Raw genomic sequence first — 22,567 nt, forward strand, 5'->3', positions numbered from 1 at the left:
CTCAAGAACCTTTATTCTCACGATGATCTGCATCATCGCGACTCACTTACTGTTCAGTTTTCAAGGAACAAACTCGTTTATTTGGTTTCTTTCGTTCGGCGCCGTGTTTCTCAGCGGCGACTTTTATATCCTATCACAGCGACAAGCAGTTCGTCAAGCACTTTTTTGAAGTCTTTTTTCGAACTTCTTATGTGATTGTGCTGCTCAGCGACTTAGCGCCGACGGCTTTTGAAGGCCGAGATTTAATTTATCATGTACTTATATACCAAGTCAACCCTTTTTCGAAATTTCATCCGTTTACATGGCTTTGTCTCGGGTAGAATTGCATTTAATCCGCACTGTACCGCAGTTCTACCCCCGGTGCGCCACTTCGGCTTTCGCGCGGCCACTGGTTGATCAATGAACGATACACGAGTTTGCGTACCACCATAGGCAGATCGGTTTTGACGTAATGCAGGTCTGGGTGCAGACTCAACTCTCCCATCGTCCAGGCCATTCGGCGGCTGCGAAGGACACGAATCAGCAGTTGGGAACACTCCGCCATTTTGGACATCACGGAGAATTCGCAGGCCAACAGCACCAGTTCGACTCTTTCGCGCAGCGTCTCCTGACTGAATGCCAACTGCTCGTACAATTTGTAGACCTGGCCGCTGTGTACGCGCACCTGGTTCCAGATCGTTTTTTCCGGATAGACCGATTTCTGTACAAGTTCGATACACGCCCAATGATGCAGGGACTTAAGCGTGCTGTAGTAAGCATCCATCTCGTGGCCTTCCGTCAGGTGGCGCTTGGCTTCCACATAGTTGTGCAAAAAGCGGGAGAACTCGAAAAAGAGTCGCTGTTCCTGAAACGGCTGTCCAAATCGCTCAACCTGCTGTCTCAGATGCAAAATTTGTCCGGTCATATCATCAACCACTTCTCCCTGCAAAAAATAATGGACCAATGAACGGTGTTCTCCGGTAACGATCCAACGCTTCAATTCTACCGCATGCAGACTGAGCAGCTGATAATGGATCCCGTCTTCCACCCGGTGATGCAGCTGTATTTCTTCGCTTAACGTTTCGAAAATAAGAAAAACCAGTACGTCGAAGTCCTGCAGCAGCGCTCCGTGGAAATGACCGGACGGGCGGTAGCAGGCGACGGCTCCCAGAGGAACCGGCTCGTTCTTGGTCCAATCGCTAAATGTAAATGGGCCCACCTCTGTTCCTCCTTCCGCCCGGCCGTTTCTTTGGTTTGGACGGCTTCATCATTTCTGCCTTTTTGCCGTTAAGTAGTATTCTACGCCGAATGTTTCTATTCCTTCTTCCCTTATCTACTCATCCGAAAAAAGGAAGAAATCACATATAAAAGAAAAGAGACCGGGTTCTCGGTCTCCGCTTGCCCTATTTTCCATTAAGCGTCTGCAGCACTTCCCAAGCTTGCTTGGAAGCAAAACTGCGGGTCCAGCTGGCTGCTCCGGCCAATTTATAATGCTGGGCCAGCGCAATACGCCGCTTCAACGATTCGGCGTCTTCGAGCCAAATCCGTTTGAGCTCTCCGTCTTCTTCATACTCGGCATAATGCTGGCCCACGTCTTCGAGAAGTTCCTTTTTCGCTTTGTTTTCCTGGATCAACCGCTGCGAGGTCTCCATCCCGACTGCGGAAGAAGAAACTTTGGTCTCCCCGTTTTCTTCGGTCTCCGTCCATACGCGGGTGTACAGCGGAATGCCCAGCACTAACTTGGATGCCGGCACTTTGTCTTCTTCCAGGATCCGTTTGACGGACGCCTCTACCCAAGGCAACGACGCGACCGATCCGGCTTCCGGGCTGCTTGCCCAATGCTCGTCGTAAGCCATCAGCATCATGAAATCGACCGTTTCGCCCAGCGCCCTGCGATCCAGAAAGGCCGACCACATCTCCGTATTGGATTTGGGCGTCACATCCACGGAGACGGTCAACCCGGCTTCGCGTGCCAATACGGTGAATTCACGCACGAATTCCACATAGGGCGCTTTGTCCTCGGTATACACGTTTTCGAAATCCAGATTGATTCCATCCAGGTTAAACGTCTTCGCTTCTTTCAGTACCTGGCGGATCGCCTGGGAACGAGTGTCGTAATCGCTCAGCATCTCGCGGGTCCAATCCGCTTCGAAGGCGTTGCTGAATAACCCCCAGACCTGTTTGCCTCGGTTATGCGCTCGCGCCGTGTAAGCCTTATCGGCTTTGCTGCGAATATTGCCTTTGCCGTCTTTGAGCTCGAACCAAGTCGGACTGACGACATTGACTCCCTGCATTTCTTCGATCACGTCCGGGCTCGGACGGCTTTCGTATACCGCTTCCCAGGCCAGATTGATCTTTTGGTCGGCCCATTCTTGGGAAGCGGCCGTCGGTACGGCTTCTGGAGCCGGTATCTGCTCTTCTTGTCCCAATTTCACGTCGCCTTGGCGAATATAACCGGCACGTCCCTCATCCGTCTGGGCATAGAGCCAGCCATCCTGCTCGCTCCAGACCCGAAGCGCCGCGCCTTCTTGCAAATCAGAAGTGATCGGGGCTTTGATCGTCGCTTCGCTTCGCAGCTTGGGAGAACTGAAAAGCCCGCCGTCGACCGCCGAAGCCGTGCGGAATGTACTTCCCGCTTTGAGCACGGTCACACTGCCTTCGGGACTTTGCTCCGCGATCCGAATACCGTACATCCGTTCCAGCGGCTCTACCGGAACATAGAGCGTGCCTTCGTATTCCTGCAAAGGCGAAGCCAATTTATACGCAGCTCCGTTGGATTCGGCCGCTTTCCCGTCTTTGGTCATCGTAAGCAGTTCGTTGGCCGTAGTCAGGATCGTCGTCTCTCCGTCTGGATCCGCATAGGCATAAGCGTCGATCTGCTCCTGAATAAGCGGAAGCGGAAGCTTCAGCGATTCGCCTGCGCCGACAGCCTGATACCCGCTCCATTTTCCTTCTATAAAAATCGGCTTTTCCGTTCCAATCCACTCCGGATCTTCATGGGAAAATCCCGGCAGCAAACTCCAAATCCCCCAGCCTGCCCCCGCAATGACGACGCCAAGGAGCATGATTCTTCCCGGTCGCTTCTTTTTTCTGCCGCGTTCTATTCTGCTTCCATTCATTTCACAACAGCTGCCCTTCTGCATGTCTGCCAAGATACGCTACAAAAAAAAGCGCGGGAGCCTTAAACGGCTCCACACGCCTTATTGTAAGCAAACGTCAATGTTCGCTGCAACTCTCGCATACTCCATACACTTCCAGACGGTGTCCTTTGACCGTGAAGCCCGTCGATTTGGCAGCGGCGCGTTCGACTTCTCCCAGGTAGGAATGATGGAAGTCTTCGATCTTGCCGCACTTCTCGCAGATAATATGATAATGCTCGCTGACATTCGCATCGAACCGGCTGGAATTGTCTCCATAGGTCAGTTCGTGGATCATCCCGGCTTCGATCAGCATCTTGAGATTGTTATAAACGGTGGCAACGCTCATGCTCGGAAACTGCGGACACAACGCGCGATAAATTTCGTCTGCGGTCGGATGGCCCATATTCTCCATGAGATAGGTCAAAATGGCATGTCTTTGGGGAGTGATGCGCACACCGTTGACTTTAAGCTGTTCCAAGGCATGTTGTACGCGTGTCGTCATCCCGTTCTCCTCCTTGCCGTTATTCCTTAGGTTACTCTCCATTGTAAGGTTTGTGAATATTTTTTGTCAACGTGTGAACTGGGCACCAAGCCGCTTTATTCGGCCCGGAACACATTCAGATTGCCGTTGCCGTCCGCACGGACCGTAAATTCGCCTTCGCCGTAGGTTCCGTTCAACGTTCGATCTTCGATGGCAAAAGGCAGTTCGCTCCGAATATCGCCGTAACCGTTCGAGCCTTCCATCCGGTAGCTCCCGAATGCCGGAAGCGTCAGATCGATTTGTCCGACTGCGCTGTAGACCGACCAGTCGCCGCGAACAATCCGGGAGCGGACATCGATATTCCCATTGAGCGTCTGAGCCGACAAGCCGAAGTTGGCGCCGTTCACTTCAATGCTTCCGTTTCGCGTATCGACAGCAATATCGCCGATCGTCCCGTCCGCTTTGATATTTCCGAGGATCGTGGTGAGCTTGAGCGATCCGGCAACGTTCGAACTTTCGATATCCCCCTGCTGCGTCTCGGCTTGTACGCTGCCGGCGGCCGTAGCAATCCGGATCCCGCCTCTGGAGGTGGATGCCGTTACGTTGCCGCCTACATTGGTGAAGTCGAGATTGCCTCCGCCGGTCTGGACGGAGATGGAGCGAATCGCCTGAACGCCGTTGATCGTCACGGAACCTCCGTTCGTCCGGATCTGCATATCGAAGCTCCGCTCCTGGGGCAGCAGAATTTCAAGGTCGACCCGGGGCTGACGGCGTCCGGATGTTCCGTAAGGCTCTGATTCGGTCGTCACGGAAACGGTTCGGCCTTCTTCGACCCGGATGCCGGTCTTCTCGGCGATGGCTTTCGCTTCTTCCGGCTCGGCTTGATCGACCCAAACGGTGCTGCGTACACGGATGCGATCGGAAAATCCGCGGCGCACAACAATATCCCCGTTGATTCCTTCTACCGATAGACCGGTCGTCTCCAACGCGGCATTCAGGTCGATCGAAGGCTTGGCGAACTTGTTGCCTTCGGCTTCGCTGAATTCGATTGCGGAACTGGTCAGATCCAGGCTGACCCGATTCCATAGGTGCAAATAATGATTCTGCTGGGTGACGATAAAAACGGAAGCGCTCAGCAGACAGGCCACCAGCACTCCCGTCATATCGATCCGGAAGCGCCGGCGCCGTTTGCGGAACAGCAGCAGCATTGCGATATATTCGATCCCCCACAAGATAAAGACGGCCGGCCACCAGCGAATCAGCTGCAGCATATCGTCGCGGCCCCGCAGTTCGTCGCTCAGCAGCAGCAGTCCGACCGCTACAAGTACGAGGGCCGCCGTCCAGCGGCCGATCCGGATTTTAGGATTCATGGCGTTCCCTCCGTTCTCCCGCCGCTTGCGGACGATCCGCAGCCGCCTCACGCGAAGGGCGTGAAGCCCTGCGTACACGGATGCCTTGAAGCACCGCCATCACGACGCCAAGCAGGACAAGCGCCAAAGCCGCCGCTTCCCGGCCGTATTGTTCGATCAACTGCCGGAACCAGAGCGGACGGCTGTGCAGGATCAGCAGCAGCGCTCCTTCGCCGAACAGGATCAAGGCGAAAGTCATACTTTTTCTCCAATTGTAGAATTCGTTCTCCACGGCGCGTCTGCGCTCGTTGACGCGATCCGTCGCCTGAAGCACATCGTACACGCTGTAAAAATAAATAACCGGAAGGGTCAGGCCCAGCAGAATAAGCAGGGGTACGTTTATTTGGATACCCGTGGCCGAAAAATATAACAGCGCTTCGATCACGAGCAGAATCGTCAACATAAAGGAGAGTCCTTTTTGAATCAGTCCCAGATACAGATGCCCGGTTCCGGGAACAATCGCGGACAGCAGGCAGGCGATAGCCATGCGCTTCTGTCGTTTCGTCTTGCCTTTCTTCGCCATGGTTTGGCTCCCCCTTTCTTGCGCACGCGGCGGAAGTAGGAACGGAACCTACTCGATCGCTACGGAATAGACGCCTTCCATTCTTAACAGCTGGTGCGTCATTTCGGCCGGGTCCATTCTCTTCTCGGACGTAAGGTTCATCGTAATGTCCACAACGGAAGATCGATCTCCCGGTTCGGACGACATCGTCCCGTCTTTGACATGCACTTCCATTTTGCGAATCCGCACTTCCCGCTCCTTCATAAATCCCGATACATTCTCCATCAATCCGCTGCCTGTCCTGCCCCTGACCGTTACGACATGCGTATGGTGCCCCCGGATGTAGCGCTGTTCGACAATATTGAGCAAAAGCAGCGTGACAAAAACGAACAGGGTCGTCAGAATGGCTGCAAAATAGAAGCCTGCGCCTACGGCAAGACCGATAGCGGCCACGACCCACAGCGACGCCGCCGTCGTCAATCCGGTGATGGATTTGCCTGTGAACAGGATCGTCCCGGCGCCAAGAAAACCGATACCCGAAATCACGGCGGTTGCCAGACGAGCCGGATCGACCCGCACGCTCGGCTGATCGACAAAAGCGACGAAGCCGTACATGGACAGCAGCATGATCAGGGCGGAGCCCACCGAAACCAGAATATGCGTACGCAGTCCCGCCGCATGACTGGAACGTTCGCGTTCCCAGCCGATCAGACCGCCAAGCAGCACCGCACAAACCAGACGCAGCAAAATATGAGTGTTATCGATAACCCACGGATTAGTCATAAACATTCCTGCTCCTTTTCATATCCAATCATCGTGAAATCAGCCGGAATTCCCAGCTCCTCTCTCTCGCTTCATGGTAGTCAGTTCCACACCCGGCGCGATCGCTTCGCTCTTGAACGGGATAAAGCCAAACCCTGCGTACAGCCGCATGGCCGGTTCGTTCCGCGAACCGGTCGATACGAGATAGGTCTTAAAATCCGGATAGACGGCGAAGAGGTGTTCGATGAGGCGGCTGGCGATTCCCTGCCTGAAAAAGGCGGGACTCACCATCATTCGGGTCAGCGTCAGTATGCCGGGCGTCTCTTCTTCAACCGCGGCGGCACCCGCAAGCTCGCCGCTCGCTGCCGTATATCCGTAAAAAATATCGCTGCTTCGCTTCAGGGTCTCCAGCGTATCCGCCAAAGGCGGAATTTCGTCGAACCCGATCATCTTGGCTTCCAGGCGGTATGCCGTTGTTTGCAAACGCAGCAGCTCGGCCACTTTCAAGTCATCCTGCATATCGATTCTCTCGATCATGATATCCCTCCCGCTTCTTCCTATCATTAACCGGATTCGGGCTTGGCTGTACACGGCATACATAACGAAAGGCGCGTCCGCAAGCGAACGCGCCTTCTGCGCAGCCGTTTGGCTGCCTTTCGGTCAGTTTTTCAGCAGTTCCATAAGCAGCTTGTTGACAAGCCCCGGATTGGCTTTGCCTTTGCTCTGCTTCATGACCTGACCGACCAGGAAGCCGATCGCTTTATCCTTGCCGGCCTTGAAGTCTTCGACCGACTGCGGATTGGCGGCAACCACTTCAAGCACGATCGCCTTGATGGCACCCTCGTCGCTGATCTGCACCAGGCCCTGTTCTTCGACGATCTGCTGCGGCAGCTTGCCGCTTTGCAGCATTTCTTTGAACACGGTCTTGGCAATCTTGTTGCTGACGGTGCCTTTGCCGATCAGTCCGACCAATTCGCCAAGCCCTTGTCCGGTAAGCGGCACCGCATTCAGCTCCAGGCCGCTCGTATTGAGGTGGCCGAGCAGATCGCCCATGATCCAGTTGGATACGGATTTGGCATCGTCGGTAAACTTCAGGCTTTCTTCAAACAAGTCGGCCAGCGGCTTCGAAGAAGTGATGACCTGCGCATCGTACGCCGGCAGTCCGTAATCGGCGCTGTAGCGCGCACGGCGCGCATCCGGAAGTTCCGGAATACTGCTCAGGATCGCCGCTTTCCAATCTTCGCCGATCTCGACCGCCACAAGGTCCGGATCCGGGAAGTAGCGGTAATCATGCGCTTCTTCTTTGCCCCGCATCGAGACGGTCAGACCTTTGGCTTCGTCCCAGCGGCGCGTTTCCTGCACGACTTTGCCGCCTTCGTCCAGAATCTCGGCCTGACGGATTTCTTCGTATTCCAGACCGCGCTGCACACCGCGGAACGAGTTCATGTTCTTCAGTTCGGCACGCGTGCCGAGCTCCTGCTGCCCCTGCGGACGAATGCTGATGTTGGCGTCGCAGCGCAGCGAGCCTTCTTCCATCTTCACGTCCGACACTTCGCAGTACTGCATGATGGCGCGCATCTTCTCCAGATAAGCACGGGCTTCTTCCGGCGAAGAAATCTCGGGCTCGGACACGATCTCGACCAGCGGCGTACCCACGCGGTTGAAGTCAACCAGCGAGCCGAAAGCGCCGGTATGCGTCAGTTTGCCTGCATCTTCTTCCAGATGCAGACGGGTAATGCCGATCCGTTTGGTTCTGCCGCCGACTTCGATATCGATCCAGCCATGCTCGCCGATCGGGCGGGCCGCCTGCGAAATCTGGTAAGCTTTCGGCGAATCGGGATAAAAGTAGTTTTTGCGATCGAAATGGCTGATATCCGCGATTTGGCAGTTCAACGCCGTTGCGGCTTTGATGGCATATTCGACAGCCTGCCGGTTCAGAACCGGCAGAACGCCGGGATGTCCGAGACACACCGGGCAGGTATGGGTGTTGGGCGGCGCTCCGAATTCGGTGGAGCAGCCGCAGAAGATCTTGGTCTTCGTGTGCAGTTCGACGTGCACTTCGAGTCCGATGACCGTTTCGTATTGTACCGTGGACATGACAGGCGGTTCCTCCTCTTACGCGCGCGGATTAAATCTGCGGGCGGCGTTTATGATGATCGGTATGCTGCTCGAACGCATGAGAGACGCGCAGCACGGTCTGTTCGTCGAACGGCTTGCCGATAATCTGCAGGCCGACGGGCATGTCGTCTTCGAATCCGCAGGGAATGCTGATTGCCGGCACGCCCGCAAGGCTGACGGGAATCGTCAGGATATCGTTCAGATACATGGTCAAAGGATCGTCCGTCTGGGAACCGATCGCAAAAGCCGTCGTCGGCGCCGTAGGACCGACAATGACGTCGAATTTCTCGAACACTTGGTCGAAGTCCTGCTTGATCAATGTCCGGACCTTCTGGGCTTTCAAATAATAGGCATCGTAATAACCGGAGCTGAGGGCGTATGTTCCGAGCATGATCCGGCGTTTGACTTCGTCGCCAAAGCCTTCGCTTCTGGATTTGAGGTACAGATCCAGCAGGTTCTCCGGATTCTCCGCGCGGACGCCGTAGCGTACCCCGTCAAAACGGGCCAGGTTCGAAGACGCTTCGGAAGACGACAGCAGGTAGTAAGCGGCCAGTGCATACTCCGTATGCGGCAGCGAGACTTCTTCCCAGGTTGCGCCGAGCGATTCCAACTGACGGATTGCCGCCATAACCGATTCTTTGACCTTCGGATCGACGCCTTCGCCCATATACTCTTTGGGTACGGCGATGCGCAGTCCCTTGATATCGCCGGTCAATGCGGAGATATAGTCCGGCACGTCGACGTTCGCCGAAGTCGAATCGCGGTCGTCGTGGCCGGCGATCGCCTGCAGGACGTAAGCCGAATCTTCCACGGTCCGGGTAACCGGGCCGATCTGGTCAAGCGAGGACGCGAACGCCACAAGGCCGAAGCGCGAGACCAGGCCGTATGTAGGCTTCAGACCCACCACGCCGCAGTACGAAGCCGGCTGGCGGATCGAACCGCCGGTATCGGAACCGAGCGTGAAATACACTTCGCCCGCCGCAACCGCTGCGGCGGAACCACCGCTCGAACCGCCGGGAACGCGATCCGTGTTCCACGGGTTTCGCACCGGATAGAAGCTCGAATTCTCGTTCGAACCTCCCATCGCAAATTCGTCCATGTTCAGCTTGCCGATTGTCACGCTGTCCGCCGCACGCAGTTTACGAACTACCGTCGCGTCGTAGACCGGATCGAAATTGCGCAGAAACTGACTGGCACATGTCGTGCGAAGACCTTCCGTCACAATATTGTCCTTGATCCCCGCAGGCAGACCGAACAGCAGGCCGCGTTCTTCGCCCGCCGCCAACTTGCCGTCGAGTCTGGCTGCCGAAGCCAAGGCTCCTTCTTCGTCCACCGTCAAAAAGGCTTTCACTTTTCCGTCGCGCTCTTCTACTTTTTGCAGGGAATCCTTGACCAGTTCGGTCACGGACAGTTCGCCGGCATGCAGCCGGTTATGAATTTCCCGAAGTCCCAAATCGAACAATGTCACTATTGCACCTCCGCGTTGATCGTTAACTATTCAAATGACTGCCGGATCAGTCCAGCACTGCCGGTACAAGGAATTGACCGTCTTCGTCTTCGGGCGCATTGTGCAGAACCCGTTCGATCGGCAGACTCTCGTGCACGTTGTCTTCACGCATGACACTGTGCAGCGGCAGTACGTGGGTGGTCGGTTCCACGCCTTCCGTATCCAGCTCGTCCAGCTTCTCCGCATACTGCAAAATGGCGCTGAGCTGTTCGGCAAACATTTCTTTTTCATGGTCATTCACATTCAATCGGGCCAATTTGGCCACGTGTTCGACTTGCTCCACCGTAATTTTCATTGTAGGTTCTCCTGTCGTTTAAAGGGTTAAAGTGCCGAAACTCCTCAACGTCCCCATTATAGGTTAGCAACCCGCAAAAATCCAGAGGATCGCAAACGTTCAAAGTGCGTCCTGCGCGTCTTTTGGAAGGCTGGCCGTAAGGCCCTCACCGTTCCCGTACAGAAAAAAGCCGGCATTCGCCGGCTCGACATGTACAGACTCGTTTGGTTGAAAAAGCGAGCAAGCAAAAGCCTGCGATGATGAAATTCCGACGAATTCCCGATTCTCAAAAAACGGTGTCTCCGGAACTAAATCCACGCCCGCAGATTGATCCGTTTGATAAATTCCGCTTCCGACATCGGCTCGGCGGAAGCTTCGGCTTCCGTTTCAAGTCTTTCTTCGTCTTCGCCGCCGTTCATGACTTGATAAAACAGTTTCTCATTGTGCGTCGCCAGCGCGTAATCGATCAAGGCGGCGCGCTCAACCTGTTCGGCTTCGAAACGCATCACGTTTTCTTCCGGCTCGATATCTTTTTCCGTCACAAAAAAGTTCCGGTTGGCCTGCGGGATTCGAACGATGTAATCGAAAGCATTATCCGGATTACGGTCGTAAGCAATCAAATAACCGTGCTCTCCCACAGGGAGGTGCTGCTCGAAAACATCCGCGACAATCACGATCTTTTCTCCCAAATGAAGCATGGTTTCTCCCCCTTGGTCATCATGTACAAAATCCGGTCAAGCCGGACATTATCGGATTCATGGTCCACTTTTCATGAAAATGAATGTAAATGCAAATGCTTAGCTTATATCGTACTAAAAAAAAGTTTTGCTGTCCACGCCGCCGGTCTGTTAAATACACGTTTTATGTAAAAATCGGTCTTTCGCCGCCCGGATCGCCTGCCGAAAATCCCCGAAAGTCGAAAACCTTCTAAAAACGAGGGTCTTTCCCTTCCCGAATCCGGGTGAGCCGCTTATGCCAGGGCTGCGAGATCCGTCCGTCTTCCAGCTTGACCGACTCCCACGACCGCACGGAAACCGGGCTGCCGCCGAGCCTGCGCCCGTTGGTCTGCTCCGTCTCTACAGGCTGCGGCGGTACGACTGCGGGCCGACCGCTTTTTTCCGTATCAAAAGGTTCTACTCTGTCCAATTCCTTCACGTCCTTATTGAATAGTGTGACAACCCGCAATCGGATTGCCAATTTGATCAAAAATCGTCCCAACAAAAAAAAGCACGCAAACCGGGAATAGATCCTCAGCTTGCGTGCTTCGCAGGCATATATGCATGACGACCCTTTGCGGCTGCGTACCGCGGGACCGTCGGCATGATTCAGTTCTTGTTCGCTCCCTGCCATGCACCATCCGGAATGTTCCCGGCGGCAGGTTGGCAATAGCTGTATCTTACTACCGGAAAACGGCCTTGTCCAGCATCGCGTGCGGGAAAGCCCAGGCGTTCCCTGAATCAGGACTGCGCGTTTACGGAGCCGGCACAAACGGGTTGTTGGCTTTCTCGTAACCGATCTTGGTGCGAGGACCATGTCCCGGGTATACGACCGTATCATCCGGAAGCTTATACAGTTTCAGCCGGATCGAATCGACAAGATCGCCCTGGCGTCCGCCGTACAAATCCGTGCGGCCTACGCCTTCGCGGAACAGCACATCTCCCGCAAACAGGTCTTTGCCGCAGAGAAAGCTGACGCTGCCCGGCGAATGCCCCGGTGTATGCAGCACTTTGAATTCGTTGCCGATCAGGCTGAGCGTCTGGCCGGCTGCCAGCGAAAAGTCCGCCGGATCCGTACGGATCGGACCGCCGAGGTCGGACCACATGGCGGATCCGTTATGTTTGGGATCGGTCAGCCAATCGGCTTCCAGATCATGCAGGTAGACCGGGCACCCTTTGGCTTTACGCAGTTCTTCGACGCCGCCGATATGATCGAAATGCGCATGGGTCAGCAGGATCGCTTCGACGTGAAGAGACTCGACCCGGCGCATCAGCGCGGCCGGATTCATCCCGGGATCGATCACGACGGCTTTGAGATCGTCTTCGCCTCTCAGCAGGTAAGCGTTGGTCTGCAGCGGACCGAGATTGAACGTCTCGACTCTCAGCATGTTACACCCCCGACAGAAGCGTACGCAGTTCGTGCACGATCACTTCGTGGATAGAGGTACCTTCTCCGTAGCGCTCCATCATTTGTTCCCGGACAACCTTCATGTTCTCCGCATAGTCGGCCGCTTCGCGATCGGGATTCTCGGCTTTGAATTTGCGCATGAGTTCCTGCACCTTCTCCGGACGGGGGCCCCATTGGGCCAGAACTTCGCCTTCCTTCGAATCCGCGAAAAGGACGATCGGAACGGAACGTCCGCCCATCGTCAGATATTCGTCCATCAAATCGAAATTCTCTTCGAGGATCATCACATCCACCGGAATCTCCGCCGTTTCCAATACGCGGAATACCACAGGGACGTTGCGCGCCACATCGCCGCACCAGTCGGCCGCCAGAAGAACGACTCTCAGATCGCTACGCGAACGCAGCCCTTCAAAAAACAGACGGTCTTCTTCGTTTTTCCAGGAAAAGTCACGGTAGCCCGTTTCGAACGTTTCTTTATTTTTTTGCATGGAGTCGATAAAGGCCTGCGGACTCAATCCGGTTCCGAAGCGCGATTTCAAAGAAGTAAGACTCATTGTATTTCCTCTTTTCTCAGTTGGATTTTGGAGAAGGATGCCGTTTAGATCTGCGTTTTCTTGCGGCGGGTCAATACGACCTTCACGATCAGGTAAACCAGCATGACAAATACGGCGCCCAACACGATCGGGATAATGTACGGGGAAGCCTTCTCGTCGATCTGCTGCCACTGCCCGCCCAATTGGTAACCGAGGAATACGAACAGGATCGACCACGGAATAACCGCAAGCGTCGTCAACGTCGTAAAGCGCCAGGTCGGCATTTTGGCCAGTCCCGCCGGAATCGATATGGCATGGCGAACGACCGGAATAAATCGACCGCTGAAAATGATGCCGGCTCCGTACTTATTGAACCACTGCTCGGCATGATCGATATGCGATTCTTTGATAAAAATGTATTTGCCGAAGCGCTTCAACACCGGGCGTCCTCCGTAGCGGCTGATCCAATAGATGAAGAGCTGCGCGATGACGCCGCCGATCGTACCGAACAGTACCGCTCCCCAGAAATTGATATCTCCGGAATACACGAGAAACCCTCCATACGCCAATACGATTTCACTCGGGATGACTTCGACCATCAACCCGAACATAATGCCGAAGTAACCCAAACCCTGAATCCATGCAAATAACTGCGAGACGATATCCGATATAACACTCACTGTTTTCCCTCTTTCCCTAACAGGCTTTTCATTCGATTCCACTTTCCGGCGGAGCGGGCAGCCTATCCTGCAGGGCCTGTTCCAAATAAGGGGAGGCGCCCAGGAAATTCCGGAACGCTTCGTATTCGCGCCAGACGTTCGCCGCAGGCGGAGTATCCGTCTTGACCGCGCGGATCAGGATATTTTTGGGCGTATGCTCCATATCGATAAATTCGAGCAGTTGGGTCTTGTAACCGACAAGGTCAAGCAGCTTCGCCCGAATCGCGTCCGTAGCCAGCGCCGAGAAACGTTCTTTGAGAATGCCGTGCGACAGCAGCGGCTCCAGTATGTCGCTCTGAACCTGTGCAAACAGTTCATGCTGGCAGCAGGGTACCGACAGAATCGCCGAAGCGCCCCAACGCACCGCTTTCTCAAGCGCCGCATCGGTAGCCGTGTCGCAGGCATGCAGCGTAATCACCATGTCGACCGCATCGAATTCGTTGTAATCCGCGATATCCCCGATCCGGAAATGAAGACCTTCGTAATGAAGCGTCCGGGCCAGCGACTCGCAGTGCTCGATCACATCCGCTTTGAGATCGAGGCCGACCACATTGAGTTCGAAACCTTCCTGAACGGCGAGATAATGATACAGCGCAAAAGTCAGGTAAGACTTGCCGCAGCCGAAATCGACAATCGTCAGTTTGCGGTCTTTCGGCAGTGCAGGCAGAATATCGCGCACCATCTCGAGAAAACGGTTGATCTGACGGAACTTGTCGTATTTGGCGGCCAGTACCCGACCTTTATCGTTCATGACGCCCAGTTCCACCAGAAACGAAACCGGCTCACCTTCTTCCAGCACGTACGTTTTTTTTCGGTTATGCGACAGATCGGCTGCCTGCTTTTTGGTCGGCGGCTTTTTCAGAATGGCCGTTTTGCCTTTTTTGCTGATCAGAACCTGGTAGTCCGATTCAAGCGTAGCAAACAATCCCTGTCGCATATCGTTCTCCAGCAGTGCCGAAATTTTCGTGCGGGCTTCTTCCAGGGTTGCGTTAGCGTGCGTCACTTTTTTATCGTAATGGTAAGCCAGCTGATAGTGCAGTTCGTTTTTGAGCAGCACCGGCTTGACGACGATTTTTCCGCAGGATTCGCCGTCTTTGCGTCGGGGCTGGCTCAAGGTTGCCGAGACGAGCCTGCCTTCGGGCAGCACTTCGTCCAGCAGTTGATGTATGCTTTGCATGGGGTGACTCTCATCCTCTCGGGTGTGATCTCCGGGTGTCTGGGTTATCTCGCCTATCGGATCGACGGCTATTCGTCCCGAAGCGCTTCGATCCCTTCTTCCAGCTCGCCGCGCGACAGACCGCCGGCTTGAAGCTGCTGGTCGCCGAGCGCCGACAAACGGGCATAGAACATCCGTCCTTCTTCAAGCGCATCCGCATCGCCGTCCGGACTGGCATTCAGCATCCGGTACATGGCATCTTCCGCAGACGCGTACCGGCCTTCTTGTTCTTCATACAGCATGAGCAGCCGTTCTTCCGCCGCAGGCAGACGGTATCGCTCAAGTTGGGCGGCAAGCTCTTCGATCCGAAGGGGATAATCGACCAGTTCACGGCTCCCCCCGTTCAAAGCGGCATACAGATACACATGGAGCGCTTTGATCCGCACCGCGGCCGCCGCTTGTTCTTCACCCATATTGTCGCGAATTTCTCCATTCTCCTGCAGCATACGGGCGACCAGCTGCAGACTTTCCGCATCGACGCCGTCCCGCTGCCGAAACAGCCGGATCAGTTCTTCGGCAGGCAGCGATCGCAGCATCTGCTCGCTCATGCGAAAATGGCGTTTGAGCAGGCCGTCTAATTTATCGAGTGCTTGTTCGTTTTTTTGTTCCCTGCGAAGACCCAACATGGAGCCTACGGCTTCGCTCATTTCTTCGATCATGCGCATCAAGTAATCTTTTCTCAGCATGGAAGTTCTCCTCTTTTTCTACCCGCCGTGCTTCTAAAGCCGCTCAACAAACGAAGCAATCTGGCGGGCCAGTTCCTGCGGCGCTTCAAACAAACTCATATGTCCGGCCCCTTCGATGACGCGGCGGGTCGTCCAGGCATTCTCGGCGGCAAAAGCTTTCTCCGGCGGGGCAATACCGTCTTCGCTCCCCGCAATCAGCAGCACGGGAAGCTCGAAAGAGCGGATCACGTCGCCGCGATCCGGACGTTCTCTCATAGCCAGTGCCGCGCCGGCTGCACCTTCCGGACGCATCGCCGTACCGATCCCGATTACACGGTCCACTTCCGCTGTCATCCGCCGTGCATTCTCGGGAGCGAACCAATTGGGCGCCGATTGTTCGACAAAAGGCCGTACCCCTTCTTGGGCAAACCGTTCGGCCACGGCCGTCCGTTTCTCTTTGCCGGCCGCATCGTCCGGCAGCGGAGTGGAATGCACCAGCCCGAACGCCAGCAGCCGCTCCGGATAACGCTCCGCAAACGACAGTGCCGTATAGCCGCCCATCGAATGTCCCAACACGACGGCCTGCTTGATCTCAAGAGCATCCAACAATTGAAGAACGCCGTCCGCCATTTGTTCGATCGTATAAGGTCCCGGCGGCGCTTCCGATTGTCCGTGCCCGAGCAAATCCGGCACGATACACCGGAAATGGCCGTCCAGCAGCGGCACGACCCGTTCCCAGTAATCCGCGCTCCCCATAAATCCGTGCAGCAGGACCAGAGCCGTTCCTTCTCCCCGATCCGCGTAACGAATCGGTACGCCTTCTTGTTCCCGTCTCTCCATATTTACGACTTCCTTTCGTAAGGTTTATCCGTTTCCGCCAGCGGTTCGGAAAACGCCAGCCTGCCAAAAGCTTCCCGCGCGGCTTCAGCCGTCTGCTCCACCATCTGCAGCACAAGGCGCAGCGATGCGCTCTGAAGGGCCTGATAAGGCCTCGGCCCGTAAACGTTGACCACCGCCGCAATACTGTAGTCGCCGATAGGGGCAAAGGTCCCTTTCATCGAACCCGCAGGAGTAAGCGGTCCCCGCAGCGGCAGGAATCTGCCGACCGATCCGGGCTTGCCCAGACAGGCATCCAAAGCGACAACGGTAAGTTCCGCGGGCAGTGCATGGATAATCCGCTCCAAATTGGCGGCATCGCAGGGTTCTTCGAGCGTTCCGCTCACATGAGGGAAGCCCGCTTCTTTTAGACGGCTGCCGACAAGAGGACCGTAAGCATCCCCGCTGGACCGATCCGTACCGATGCACAAAAAGATCACCTGATCCGGACGATACGAGGCTGCCAATTCGGCAAACAACTCGCGGAGACCGTCAAATCGGTTCTCCCGCCTGACCGGACTGTCCGTCTGTGCCCATACCGATTCGCTCATACTCAATGTTCCTATCCACCTTTTTCATCCGGCTTGCGGTCTTCGACCGATGTCCTCTCGATTTTAACGCACTTGACGGGTATTCTGCAAAAAAGGATGAGTCTCCTTCCCGATCATGCTACAATGAGGAAACATAAACCGTCGATGCGGGGCCTTTTGTCAAATTCGATTTGACCGGCGGCCTGCGTGTTTATCGATGGCATCGTCTGCCGGAAGGAGATTATACATGGATTTGTCCAGCAAAACCCAGGAAAACGTAGAGTATATGATTGAGTCGATTAAAAATAAGCTTCGTATGGCTTCCGGAGCTGCGATGCAGGCTTCCTCGTTCTCGGTGGAGCGTTACGAAGATATCCTCGACATTTACGAACTTGTGGTCAGCAAGCCTTCACTCAGCATTTCTGAAGTGGAAGCGGTCGCCTCCGAATTGGGCCGTTTACGCCGGAAATAAGCGCAATCTGCCGCTTTTCACCTTAGAATTCACATCTCGCGCCAAACCCGGCCTTTCGTGCTCCTTCTAGAGCGCAAGCCGGGTTTTTTGCTTTTCATCGGCTGCCGGAATGTCTCCGGTTTGCCTCGTCCGGCAGTACCTTGCCTGTTTCAGCGGGAAAAGCGGCGTTTATATAGCAATTAAGAGCGGCGGCGCAGCATACCGAACATTGCGTAAGCGGAATGCCGGGAACGGAGGTAAGCCGAATGTGGGGACTGGTCATCAGCCTGATTATGGCGATTGTCATCGGGTTCATCGGAGACGCTCTGGCGGATAACACCATGCCGGGCGGAATCATCGGAGCCGCTGCAGCCGGGTTGGCCGGTGCTTGGGTAGGCAACATGCTGCTTGGCAGCTTTGGTCCGAACATTGCGGGCTTTGCCATTATCCCAGCCGTACTCGGTACCGCTATTTTCGTCTTGGTTCTTGGATTTATTGCCAAGTTGTTCAGAAGCGCAGCTTAGACATTCGATCGAAGCCACGTATTTCGAAAGATCCCTAATAACCGACCATGGCCGCAGAGTCCATGACTACACTTGAGGAGTGATTATCAATGAATGAAGCAGAAAAAGAATATCCGATGCAAAGCGGTACGACTTTCACCAAAGGCCTTCTGATCGGCAGCCTGCTCGGAGCCGCAGCGGCTCTCCTGTTCGCTCCAAAACCGGGACGCGATCTGCGCAGCGACATTTCCGATAAGGTAGGCGTAGCCACCGACAAGACCAAAGGTGCGGCAAGCACGATTGGCCTCAAAGCCAAAGACACCGCTTCGGTAGTCAGTGAAAAAGCCAAAACGGCAGCTACGGTTGTGAGCGACAAAGCGACAACACTGGCTCAATCCGTTTCCGAAAAAACATCGAACGTTGTACAATCGGTACGCAAAAACAGTTCCGATGTTGCGGACACCGTAAAAGACGCTTCGGCCGATGTAGGCGAAACGGTAAAAGCGGCTTCGGCCGACGTAGCCAACGAAGCTGCAAAAGCGGACAAAGAAATCCTGAAGGAAACGGCTCAAAAAGCCGAAGAAACCAAAAATGAAATCAAACCGTCGAACTCCGGCACGCCAACATCTTCGACACCGTCGACCACAACACCAACAACACCAACAAGTCAAAAACCTGTCCTGTAAAGATTTCTGCATCTTCAAAAAGCCGGCTGGAATCAGCCGGCTTTTTTTATCGAATAGCCTTGAATGAACTTCTGCAAACAGGAGACTATGTACAACCTACTTTACCGAAAGCGGGGGATTTGCCATGGCACACACCGATACGCGACCGAACCCGGGCGACCGCTTCGCAAGCGCAACGATCGAACAGAATGAACGTACCCAAGACGGAACGCTCCGTCCCCAGGATTTGTCCAAAGATCATCCGTTTGAGCTTCGTCATGAGGTAAGCCGATTGAACAAACAGCTGGAAGACATCTCGGTGGCTTTGCGAAAAGGCGATTTCAAAGATCTGGTCGAGAATTACACCGATTGGAAAAGACGGATCATTTCCAACTTTACCGCCGGAGTTGCCCGCGGTTTGGGACTGTCGGTCGGCACCGTCGTCGTAATTGCTCTCCTTACCTGGATTGCTTCCGTGATGGCAAGCCTTGGTGTTCCTTATGTCAGCGACTTCTTCGACTACATGGGCAGCTTGATTCAACAGGGCCGGAATGGCAGTACCTGATTAAGCCGTACAACTCAAAAAGGCGCGATATTTCGGACAGACTCCGGCTCTGTCCAAATATCGCGCCTTTTGCTAGGCCTTGTAGGGAATTTGCAGACAAATAAAATAGCCAAGCTGTCCCAACGCGCATTAGGAGGCGGCTTGGCTATTTTTATAAACGATCACGATCATAACGAAGAAGACGAATTGGACATGATCTGTTTAAGTTTTTCGGTGGCGCGTTTTTGAATCCGGGATACGCTCATTTGAGAAACGCCAAGTTTCTGTGCGATCGCGCGCTGTGACTGTCCCTCCTGAAAAGCAAGCAGCAGAACTTTCTGCTCCTGCTCTTTCAACTGGCTGAGTGCCTGTTGAAGGTCCATACGCCGTTCGACCGTATCATAGTCGTTCACGTCGGAACTAATCAGTTCGCCAAGCGTGGCGGCACTTTCCTCTTGAGAAAGAGGAGAGTCCAGAGACACGTAATGATAGCATTCGCGACCGGCCAGAACTTCGACCGTTTCTTCCACGCTCAAGTCCAAATACTGCGCGATTTCTTTGACATCCGGCGAACGTTCCAAACGAATGGTAAGTTCGTCGATTGCCTGCTGAACCAGCGCACCTTTTTCCTTGATTCGTCTAGGCACCTGTATGTACCAAGATTTATCCCGCAGAAAGTTTTTCATATGCCCGATCATACTTTTCATCGCGTAGGGTTCAAAAGGAATCCCCAACTGGATGTCGTATTGTTGAAGCAGGCGAATCAAAGCCATTTGACCCACCTGATACAAGTCTTCATAAAGATCGGGCCGGTTTCTGGCAATCTTGCCTGCGGCCATCTTGACCATCGGCTCGTACTTTTTGATGAGCACCGTGGCGATTTCGTTATCTTTGGTCTGTTGATATTCCCAGATCAAGGATACCGCTTCCGACATGGATTCAGGCGGTGTCACTTTATCATTCATACTTTCTCCTCACTCCTGGTGAGACGCTTGGTCAGAATGACCTGCGTTCCTTTTCCGCTCTCGCTGGAGACGCTGACATCGTCCATAAGAGCCTGCATGAGATAGAAACCGAGACCGCCGATTTCTACATCGTGCAGTTCTTTATCGTGAAGGGTCGTGGCATCTGAAGTATCCTGCGGAAGCGCGAAACTTACGCCTTCGTCCTTGACGGTGATTGTGAGTTCTTCTCCATTGACACCGAAGATGACCTCCACCAATCCTCCTTCCTGTCCGTAAGCGTATAGAACCGAGTTATTGCAAGCTTCGGATACGGCAACCTTCATATCTTCGATGTCCTCATAGGAAAAGCCCATCTTGGACGCGATGCCGTACAGGTTCAGCCGTACAATATCCACGTAGTCGGCCGTAGCCGGTAAGTTGAGGGTAACGGTTTGATCTGCTTTCATGCGTTGTTCGATCCTTTCCTATTGGGAATTCTCTTGGGGTTCAAAAAATTTAGCGATACCTGTCATATCAAACAACTTTTGAATTTGCGGCGGCACTTCTTCCACGCTGAACGAAGCATTCATGGAATGACGTGCTTTCAAAATGGAAAGCAGAATCCCAATTCCCGTACTGTCGATATACTTCAATTCTTTCAAATTGATAGCCAAATCGGCATCGGAATCCCCTACGAGCGGTTCCATGACAAGGCGAAAATCCGGCGCTACAGACAAGTCGAGTTCCCCACTCAAATAGACGACGCTTTTGCCTTCTTCGGAAACCGTTTTTGCATTGAACTTATCATTCTTATTTGTGGTCATAGACATTCTCCCTAAAAAAATGTTTTCTAAGCTTATTAAACACAAACCGGGTTCTTGAAACTTAACTTTCATGACTGACTTATCGCTATCCGACTCTGCACCCGACCTTATTCTTGCCTGTCCGAACTTAACGTGCGGCCTTTCTTTCGGTCCGATCTTCAAGATCGAGCCGGTAACGCGCGAGCACTTGTTTGATGCCTGCCATTTTGACCGGCTTGCTGATGTAATCGTCCATTCCCGCTTCGCTGCAGCGCTGCCGGATGTCGTTCATCACATTCGCCGTCATGGCTACCACAACAGGGCTTTGTTCTCCGGCAAACAGCTTGCGGATCTTTCTTGTCGCTTCGAGTCCGTCCATGACGGGCATCTGCAGATCCATGAACACATAGTCGTAGTAACGCTGTCCCAACATCCGAAGCGCCTGCTCGCCATCTTCCGCCGCATCGGACGCAATGTCCATCTTCTGCAGCATACTGGTGATCAGCTTGCGATTGATCGGATGATCGTCCACGATCAGTACCGAAGCTCCTTTGCCCGCGTCTTCCCGCAGTGCCGTCAAAGGCTCTCCCCGAAAAGGAGGCGGGTCTTCCGGTTGAAAACTTTGGACCTGAATCGTAAAGACGAACATGGCTCCGCCCTCGTCCATGGGTTCGATCCGGATCTCTCCGCCCATCATTTCCACAAGCGTCTTGCAGATCGCCAAGCCAAGACCGGTACCGCCGTATTTTCGGGTCATGGAAGAATCAAGCTGGGAAAACGGCTGGAATAGGCGATTGGCTTTGTCAGGCGAAATACCGATACCGGTATCTTTTACCGCAAACTCCAGCGTAAGCTTCCCATTTTCTTCTCCGCGAATCGATACGACCAGATAAATACCGCCGCGGTCCGTGAATTTGACGGCGTTGGCTACCAGGTTGATCAGTACCTGCCGCAGACGGGCCATATCCCCGTACAGCAGCTCCGGTACCGACTCCTCCATAAAGTATACCATCTCTAGATTCTTTCGTGCTGTTTCCATCGTAAACAGATTAAAAACTTCGCCGATACAAGTTTTCAGTTCAAAAGGATGCTCTTCGAGCTCCATTTTTCCCGATTCCATTTTGGTGAAGTCCAAGATGTCGTTGATTACCGTGACAAGCGCGTCCGCGCTGCCCCGGATAATCTCCGTGTATTCTTTCTGCTCCGGCTTCAGTTCCGTTTCCATCAGCAGATCGATCATGCCGATCACCCCGTTCATGGGCGTACGGATTTCGTGACTCATCATAGCCAGGAACTCCGTTTTCGCTTTGACGGCAATCTCGGCTGCTTCTTTGGCTTTGACAAGCTCTTCGTTGATCTTCTCCAGCTCCTGCGTTTTTTGATGCAGCAGCGTGCTCTGATCTTTTAGACGCTTGTTCGCCAAATACATGCTAACGAACCCCTCGATTTTGGATTTCAAAATCTGGGGGATAAACGGTTTAACCATATAGTCGATCGCGCCCGCAGAGTATCCGGCAAACAAATGCTCGGACTCCTTGCTGTTCGCGGAGATAAAGATAATCGGAATATCTTTGGTCTTCTCTCTGGCTTTCACAAGCTTTGCCGTCTCGATCCCATCCATGCCCGGCATCTGGACATCGAGTACAATGACCGCAAACTCGTCTTTTAATAGACAGCGCAGCGCTTCTTCGCCCGAAGTCGCCTTTATGAGCGTATAACGCTCACTGCCCAAAACGGCTTCCAAAGCGAGCAAGTTCTCCGGACGGTCGTCGACCAGCAGGATATGAATCGGCTCTTGAACCCCCATGGAATCCTCCTACAC

27 protein-coding genes are annotated in these 22,567 nt (G+C 54.0%); 4 read left to right on the forward strand and 23 right to left on the reverse strand.

Going from position 1 to position 22,567, the window contains the following annotated elements:
- Positions 1 to 328: 328 nt before the first annotated feature.
- The 19 genes from HRQ60_RS15380 to yyaC all read right to left on the reverse strand — a co-directional run bounded on the left by HRQ60_RS15380 (position 329) and on the right by yyaC (position 16,856).
- Positions 329 to 1,198: a nucleotidyltransferase-like protein gene (locus tag HRQ60_RS15380; protein ID WP_172196935.1), complete on the reverse strand. Its 870-nt coding sequence runs from the start codon at positions 1,196 to 1,198 to the stop codon at positions 329 to 331.
- A gap of 184 nt (positions 1,199 to 1,382) precedes the next feature.
- On the reverse strand, positions 1,383 to 2,996 hold the full coding sequence (locus HRQ60_RS15385; RefSeq protein WP_246281350.1) for a glycosyl hydrolase family 18 protein: 1,614 nt from the start codon (positions 2,994 to 2,996) through the stop codon (positions 1,383 to 1,385).
- Positions 2,997 to 3,195: 199 nt separating this feature from the next.
- Complete coding sequence (locus HRQ60_RS15390) at positions 3,196 to 3,621, reverse strand: Fur family transcriptional regulator (RefSeq protein WP_172196939.1); 426 nt, start codon at positions 3,619 to 3,621, stop codon at positions 3,196 to 3,198.
- A gap of 95 nt (positions 3,622 to 3,716) precedes the next feature.
- The gene (locus tag HRQ60_RS15395; protein ID WP_172196941.1) at positions 3,717 to 4,970 is read right to left on the reverse strand and encodes a DUF4097 family beta strand repeat-containing protein; all 1,254 of its coding nucleotides are present in this window, start codon (positions 4,968 to 4,970) and stop codon (positions 3,717 to 3,719) included.
- The gene (locus HRQ60_RS15400; RefSeq protein WP_172196943.1) at positions 4,960 to 5,532 is read right to left on the reverse strand and encodes a hypothetical protein; all 573 of its coding nucleotides are present in this window, start codon (positions 5,530 to 5,532) and stop codon (positions 4,960 to 4,962) included. Before HRQ60_RS15400 ends, HRQ60_RS15395 begins: the two co-directional genes overlap by 11 nt.
- 48 nt (positions 5,533 to 5,580) lie before the next feature.
- Positions 5,581 to 6,294, reverse strand: a complete 714-nt coding sequence (locus HRQ60_RS15405) for an MgtC/SapB family protein (RefSeq protein WP_172196945.1) — start codon at positions 6,292 to 6,294, stop codon at positions 5,581 to 5,583.
- Between the two features lie 39 nt (positions 6,295 to 6,333).
- Positions 6,334 to 6,810 (reverse strand): GNAT family N-acetyltransferase, encoded by a 477-nt coding sequence (locus HRQ60_RS15410; RefSeq protein WP_172196947.1) that lies wholly within the window; start codon positions 6,808 to 6,810, stop codon positions 6,334 to 6,336.
- A 123-nt stretch (positions 6,811 to 6,933) separates the two neighbouring features.
- Positions 6,934 to 8,370 carry an Asp-tRNA(Asn)/Glu-tRNA(Gln) amidotransferase subunit GatB gene (gene gatB / locus HRQ60_RS15415; protein WP_172196949.1) on the reverse strand — a complete coding sequence of 479 codons (1,437 nt, stop codon included), beginning with the start codon at positions 8,368 to 8,370 and terminating at the stop codon, positions 6,934 to 6,936.
- Between the two features lie 31 nt (positions 8,371 to 8,401).
- Positions 8,402 to 9,859 (reverse strand): Asp-tRNA(Asn)/Glu-tRNA(Gln) amidotransferase subunit GatA, encoded by a 1,458-nt coding sequence (gene gatA, locus HRQ60_RS15420; RefSeq protein ID WP_172196951.1) that lies wholly within the window; start codon positions 9,857 to 9,859, stop codon positions 8,402 to 8,404.
- 46 nt (positions 9,860 to 9,905) lie between these two features.
- Entirely contained in the window at positions 9,906 to 10,193 is a 288-nt protein-coding gene (gene gatC / locus HRQ60_RS15425) for an Asp-tRNA(Asn)/Glu-tRNA(Gln) amidotransferase subunit GatC (RefSeq protein ID WP_172196953.1), read from the reverse strand.
- 287 nt (positions 10,194 to 10,480) lie between these two features.
- Entirely contained in the window at positions 10,481 to 10,870 is a 390-nt protein-coding gene (locus HRQ60_RS15430; RefSeq protein ID WP_172196955.1) for an ATPase, read from the reverse strand.
- A 229-nt stretch (positions 10,871 to 11,099) separates the two neighbouring features.
- Positions 11,100 to 11,318, reverse strand: coding sequence for a hypothetical protein (locus HRQ60_RS15435; protein ID WP_172196957.1), 219 nt, complete (start codon positions 11,316 to 11,318; stop codon positions 11,100 to 11,102).
- A gap of 325 nt (positions 11,319 to 11,643) precedes the next feature.
- The gene (locus HRQ60_RS15440) at positions 11,644 to 12,276 is read right to left on the reverse strand and encodes an MBL fold metallo-hydrolase (RefSeq protein ID WP_172196959.1); all 633 of its coding nucleotides are present in this window, start codon (positions 12,274 to 12,276) and stop codon (positions 11,644 to 11,646) included.
- Position 12,277: 1 nt separating this feature from the next.
- A complete protein-coding gene (locus tag HRQ60_RS15445; protein WP_172196961.1) occupies positions 12,278 to 12,850 on the reverse strand; it encodes a thioredoxin family protein in 573 nt (190 codons plus the stop codon).
- A gap of 44 nt (positions 12,851 to 12,894) precedes the next feature.
- Entirely contained in the window at positions 12,895 to 13,509 is a 615-nt protein-coding gene (gene uptA, locus HRQ60_RS15450; RefSeq protein ID WP_172196963.1) for an undecaprenyl phosphate transporter UptA, read from the reverse strand.
- Positions 13,510 to 13,537: 28 nt separating this feature from the next.
- Entirely contained in the window at positions 13,538 to 14,725 is a 1,188-nt protein-coding gene (locus tag HRQ60_RS15455) for a class I SAM-dependent methyltransferase (protein ID WP_172196965.1), read from the reverse strand.
- A gap of 68 nt (positions 14,726 to 14,793) precedes the next feature.
- Entirely contained in the window at positions 14,794 to 15,450 is a 657-nt protein-coding gene (locus HRQ60_RS15460; RefSeq protein ID WP_172196967.1) for a DUF6483 family protein, read from the reverse strand.
- 33 nt (positions 15,451 to 15,483) lie between these two features.
- The gene (locus HRQ60_RS15465) at positions 15,484 to 16,269 is read right to left on the reverse strand and encodes an alpha/beta fold hydrolase (RefSeq protein ID WP_172196969.1); all 786 of its coding nucleotides are present in this window, start codon (positions 16,267 to 16,269) and stop codon (positions 15,484 to 15,486) included.
- Between the two features lie 2 nt (positions 16,270 to 16,271).
- On the reverse strand, positions 16,272 to 16,856 hold the full coding sequence (yyaC, locus tag HRQ60_RS15470; protein WP_246281351.1) for a spore protease YyaC: 585 nt from the start codon (positions 16,854 to 16,856) through the stop codon (positions 16,272 to 16,274).
- Positions 16,857 to 17,082: 226 nt separating this feature from the next.
- Here yyaC and HRQ60_RS15475 point away from each other — a divergent pair, with 226 nt between their 5' ends.
- The 4 genes from HRQ60_RS15475 to HRQ60_RS15490 all read left to right on the forward strand — a co-directional run bounded on the left by HRQ60_RS15475 (position 17,083) and on the right by HRQ60_RS15490 (position 19,019).
- The gene (locus HRQ60_RS15475; RefSeq protein WP_172196973.1) at positions 17,083 to 17,307 is read left to right on the forward strand and encodes a DUF1128 domain-containing protein; all 225 of its coding nucleotides are present in this window, start codon (positions 17,083 to 17,085) and stop codon (positions 17,305 to 17,307) included.
- A gap of 245 nt (positions 17,308 to 17,552) precedes the next feature.
- Positions 17,553 to 17,810, forward strand: coding sequence for a GlsB/YeaQ/YmgE family stress response membrane protein (locus HRQ60_RS15480; protein WP_172196975.1), 258 nt, complete (start codon positions 17,553 to 17,555; stop codon positions 17,808 to 17,810).
- An 89-nt stretch (positions 17,811 to 17,899) separates the two neighbouring features.
- Entirely contained in the window at positions 17,900 to 18,475 is a 576-nt protein-coding gene (locus HRQ60_RS15485; RefSeq protein WP_172196977.1) for a YtxH domain-containing protein, read from the forward strand.
- A gap of 124 nt (positions 18,476 to 18,599) precedes the next feature.
- A complete protein-coding gene (locus HRQ60_RS15490) occupies positions 18,600 to 19,019 on the forward strand; it encodes a DUF5665 domain-containing protein (RefSeq protein ID WP_246281352.1) in 420 nt (139 codons plus the stop codon).
- A 167-nt stretch (positions 19,020 to 19,186) separates the two neighbouring features.
- On the opposite strand, the gene HRQ60_RS15495 is transcribed toward HRQ60_RS15490, so the two are convergent.
- The 4 genes from HRQ60_RS15495 to HRQ60_RS15510 all read right to left on the reverse strand — a co-directional run bounded on the left by HRQ60_RS15495 (position 19,187) and on the right by HRQ60_RS15510 (position 22,552).
- Positions 19,187 to 19,963, reverse strand: coding sequence for a sigma-70 family RNA polymerase sigma factor (locus HRQ60_RS15495; RefSeq protein WP_172196979.1), 777 nt, complete (start codon positions 19,961 to 19,963; stop codon positions 19,187 to 19,189).
- Positions 19,960 to 20,409, reverse strand: a complete 450-nt coding sequence (rsbW, locus tag HRQ60_RS15500; protein ID WP_172196981.1) for an anti-sigma B factor RsbW — start codon at positions 20,407 to 20,409, stop codon at positions 19,960 to 19,962. Before rsbW ends, HRQ60_RS15495 begins: the two co-directional genes overlap by 4 nt.
- Before the next feature lie 18 nt (positions 20,410 to 20,427).
- Positions 20,428 to 20,766 carry an STAS domain-containing protein gene (locus HRQ60_RS15505; protein WP_172196983.1) on the reverse strand — a complete coding sequence of 113 codons (339 nt, stop codon included), beginning with the start codon at positions 20,764 to 20,766 and terminating at the stop codon, positions 20,428 to 20,430.
- A gap of 127 nt (positions 20,767 to 20,893) precedes the next feature.
- Positions 20,894 to 22,552 carry a response regulator gene (locus tag HRQ60_RS15510; protein ID WP_172196985.1) on the reverse strand — a complete coding sequence of 553 codons (1,659 nt, stop codon included), beginning with the start codon at positions 22,550 to 22,552 and terminating at the stop codon, positions 20,894 to 20,896.
- Positions 22,553 to 22,567 lie beyond the last annotated feature (15 nt).

Source organism: Saccharibacillus qingshengii (genome assembly GCF_013185195.1).
Taxonomy (GTDB): domain Bacteria; phylum Bacillota; class Bacilli; order Paenibacillales; family Paenibacillaceae; genus Saccharibacillus; species Saccharibacillus qingshengii.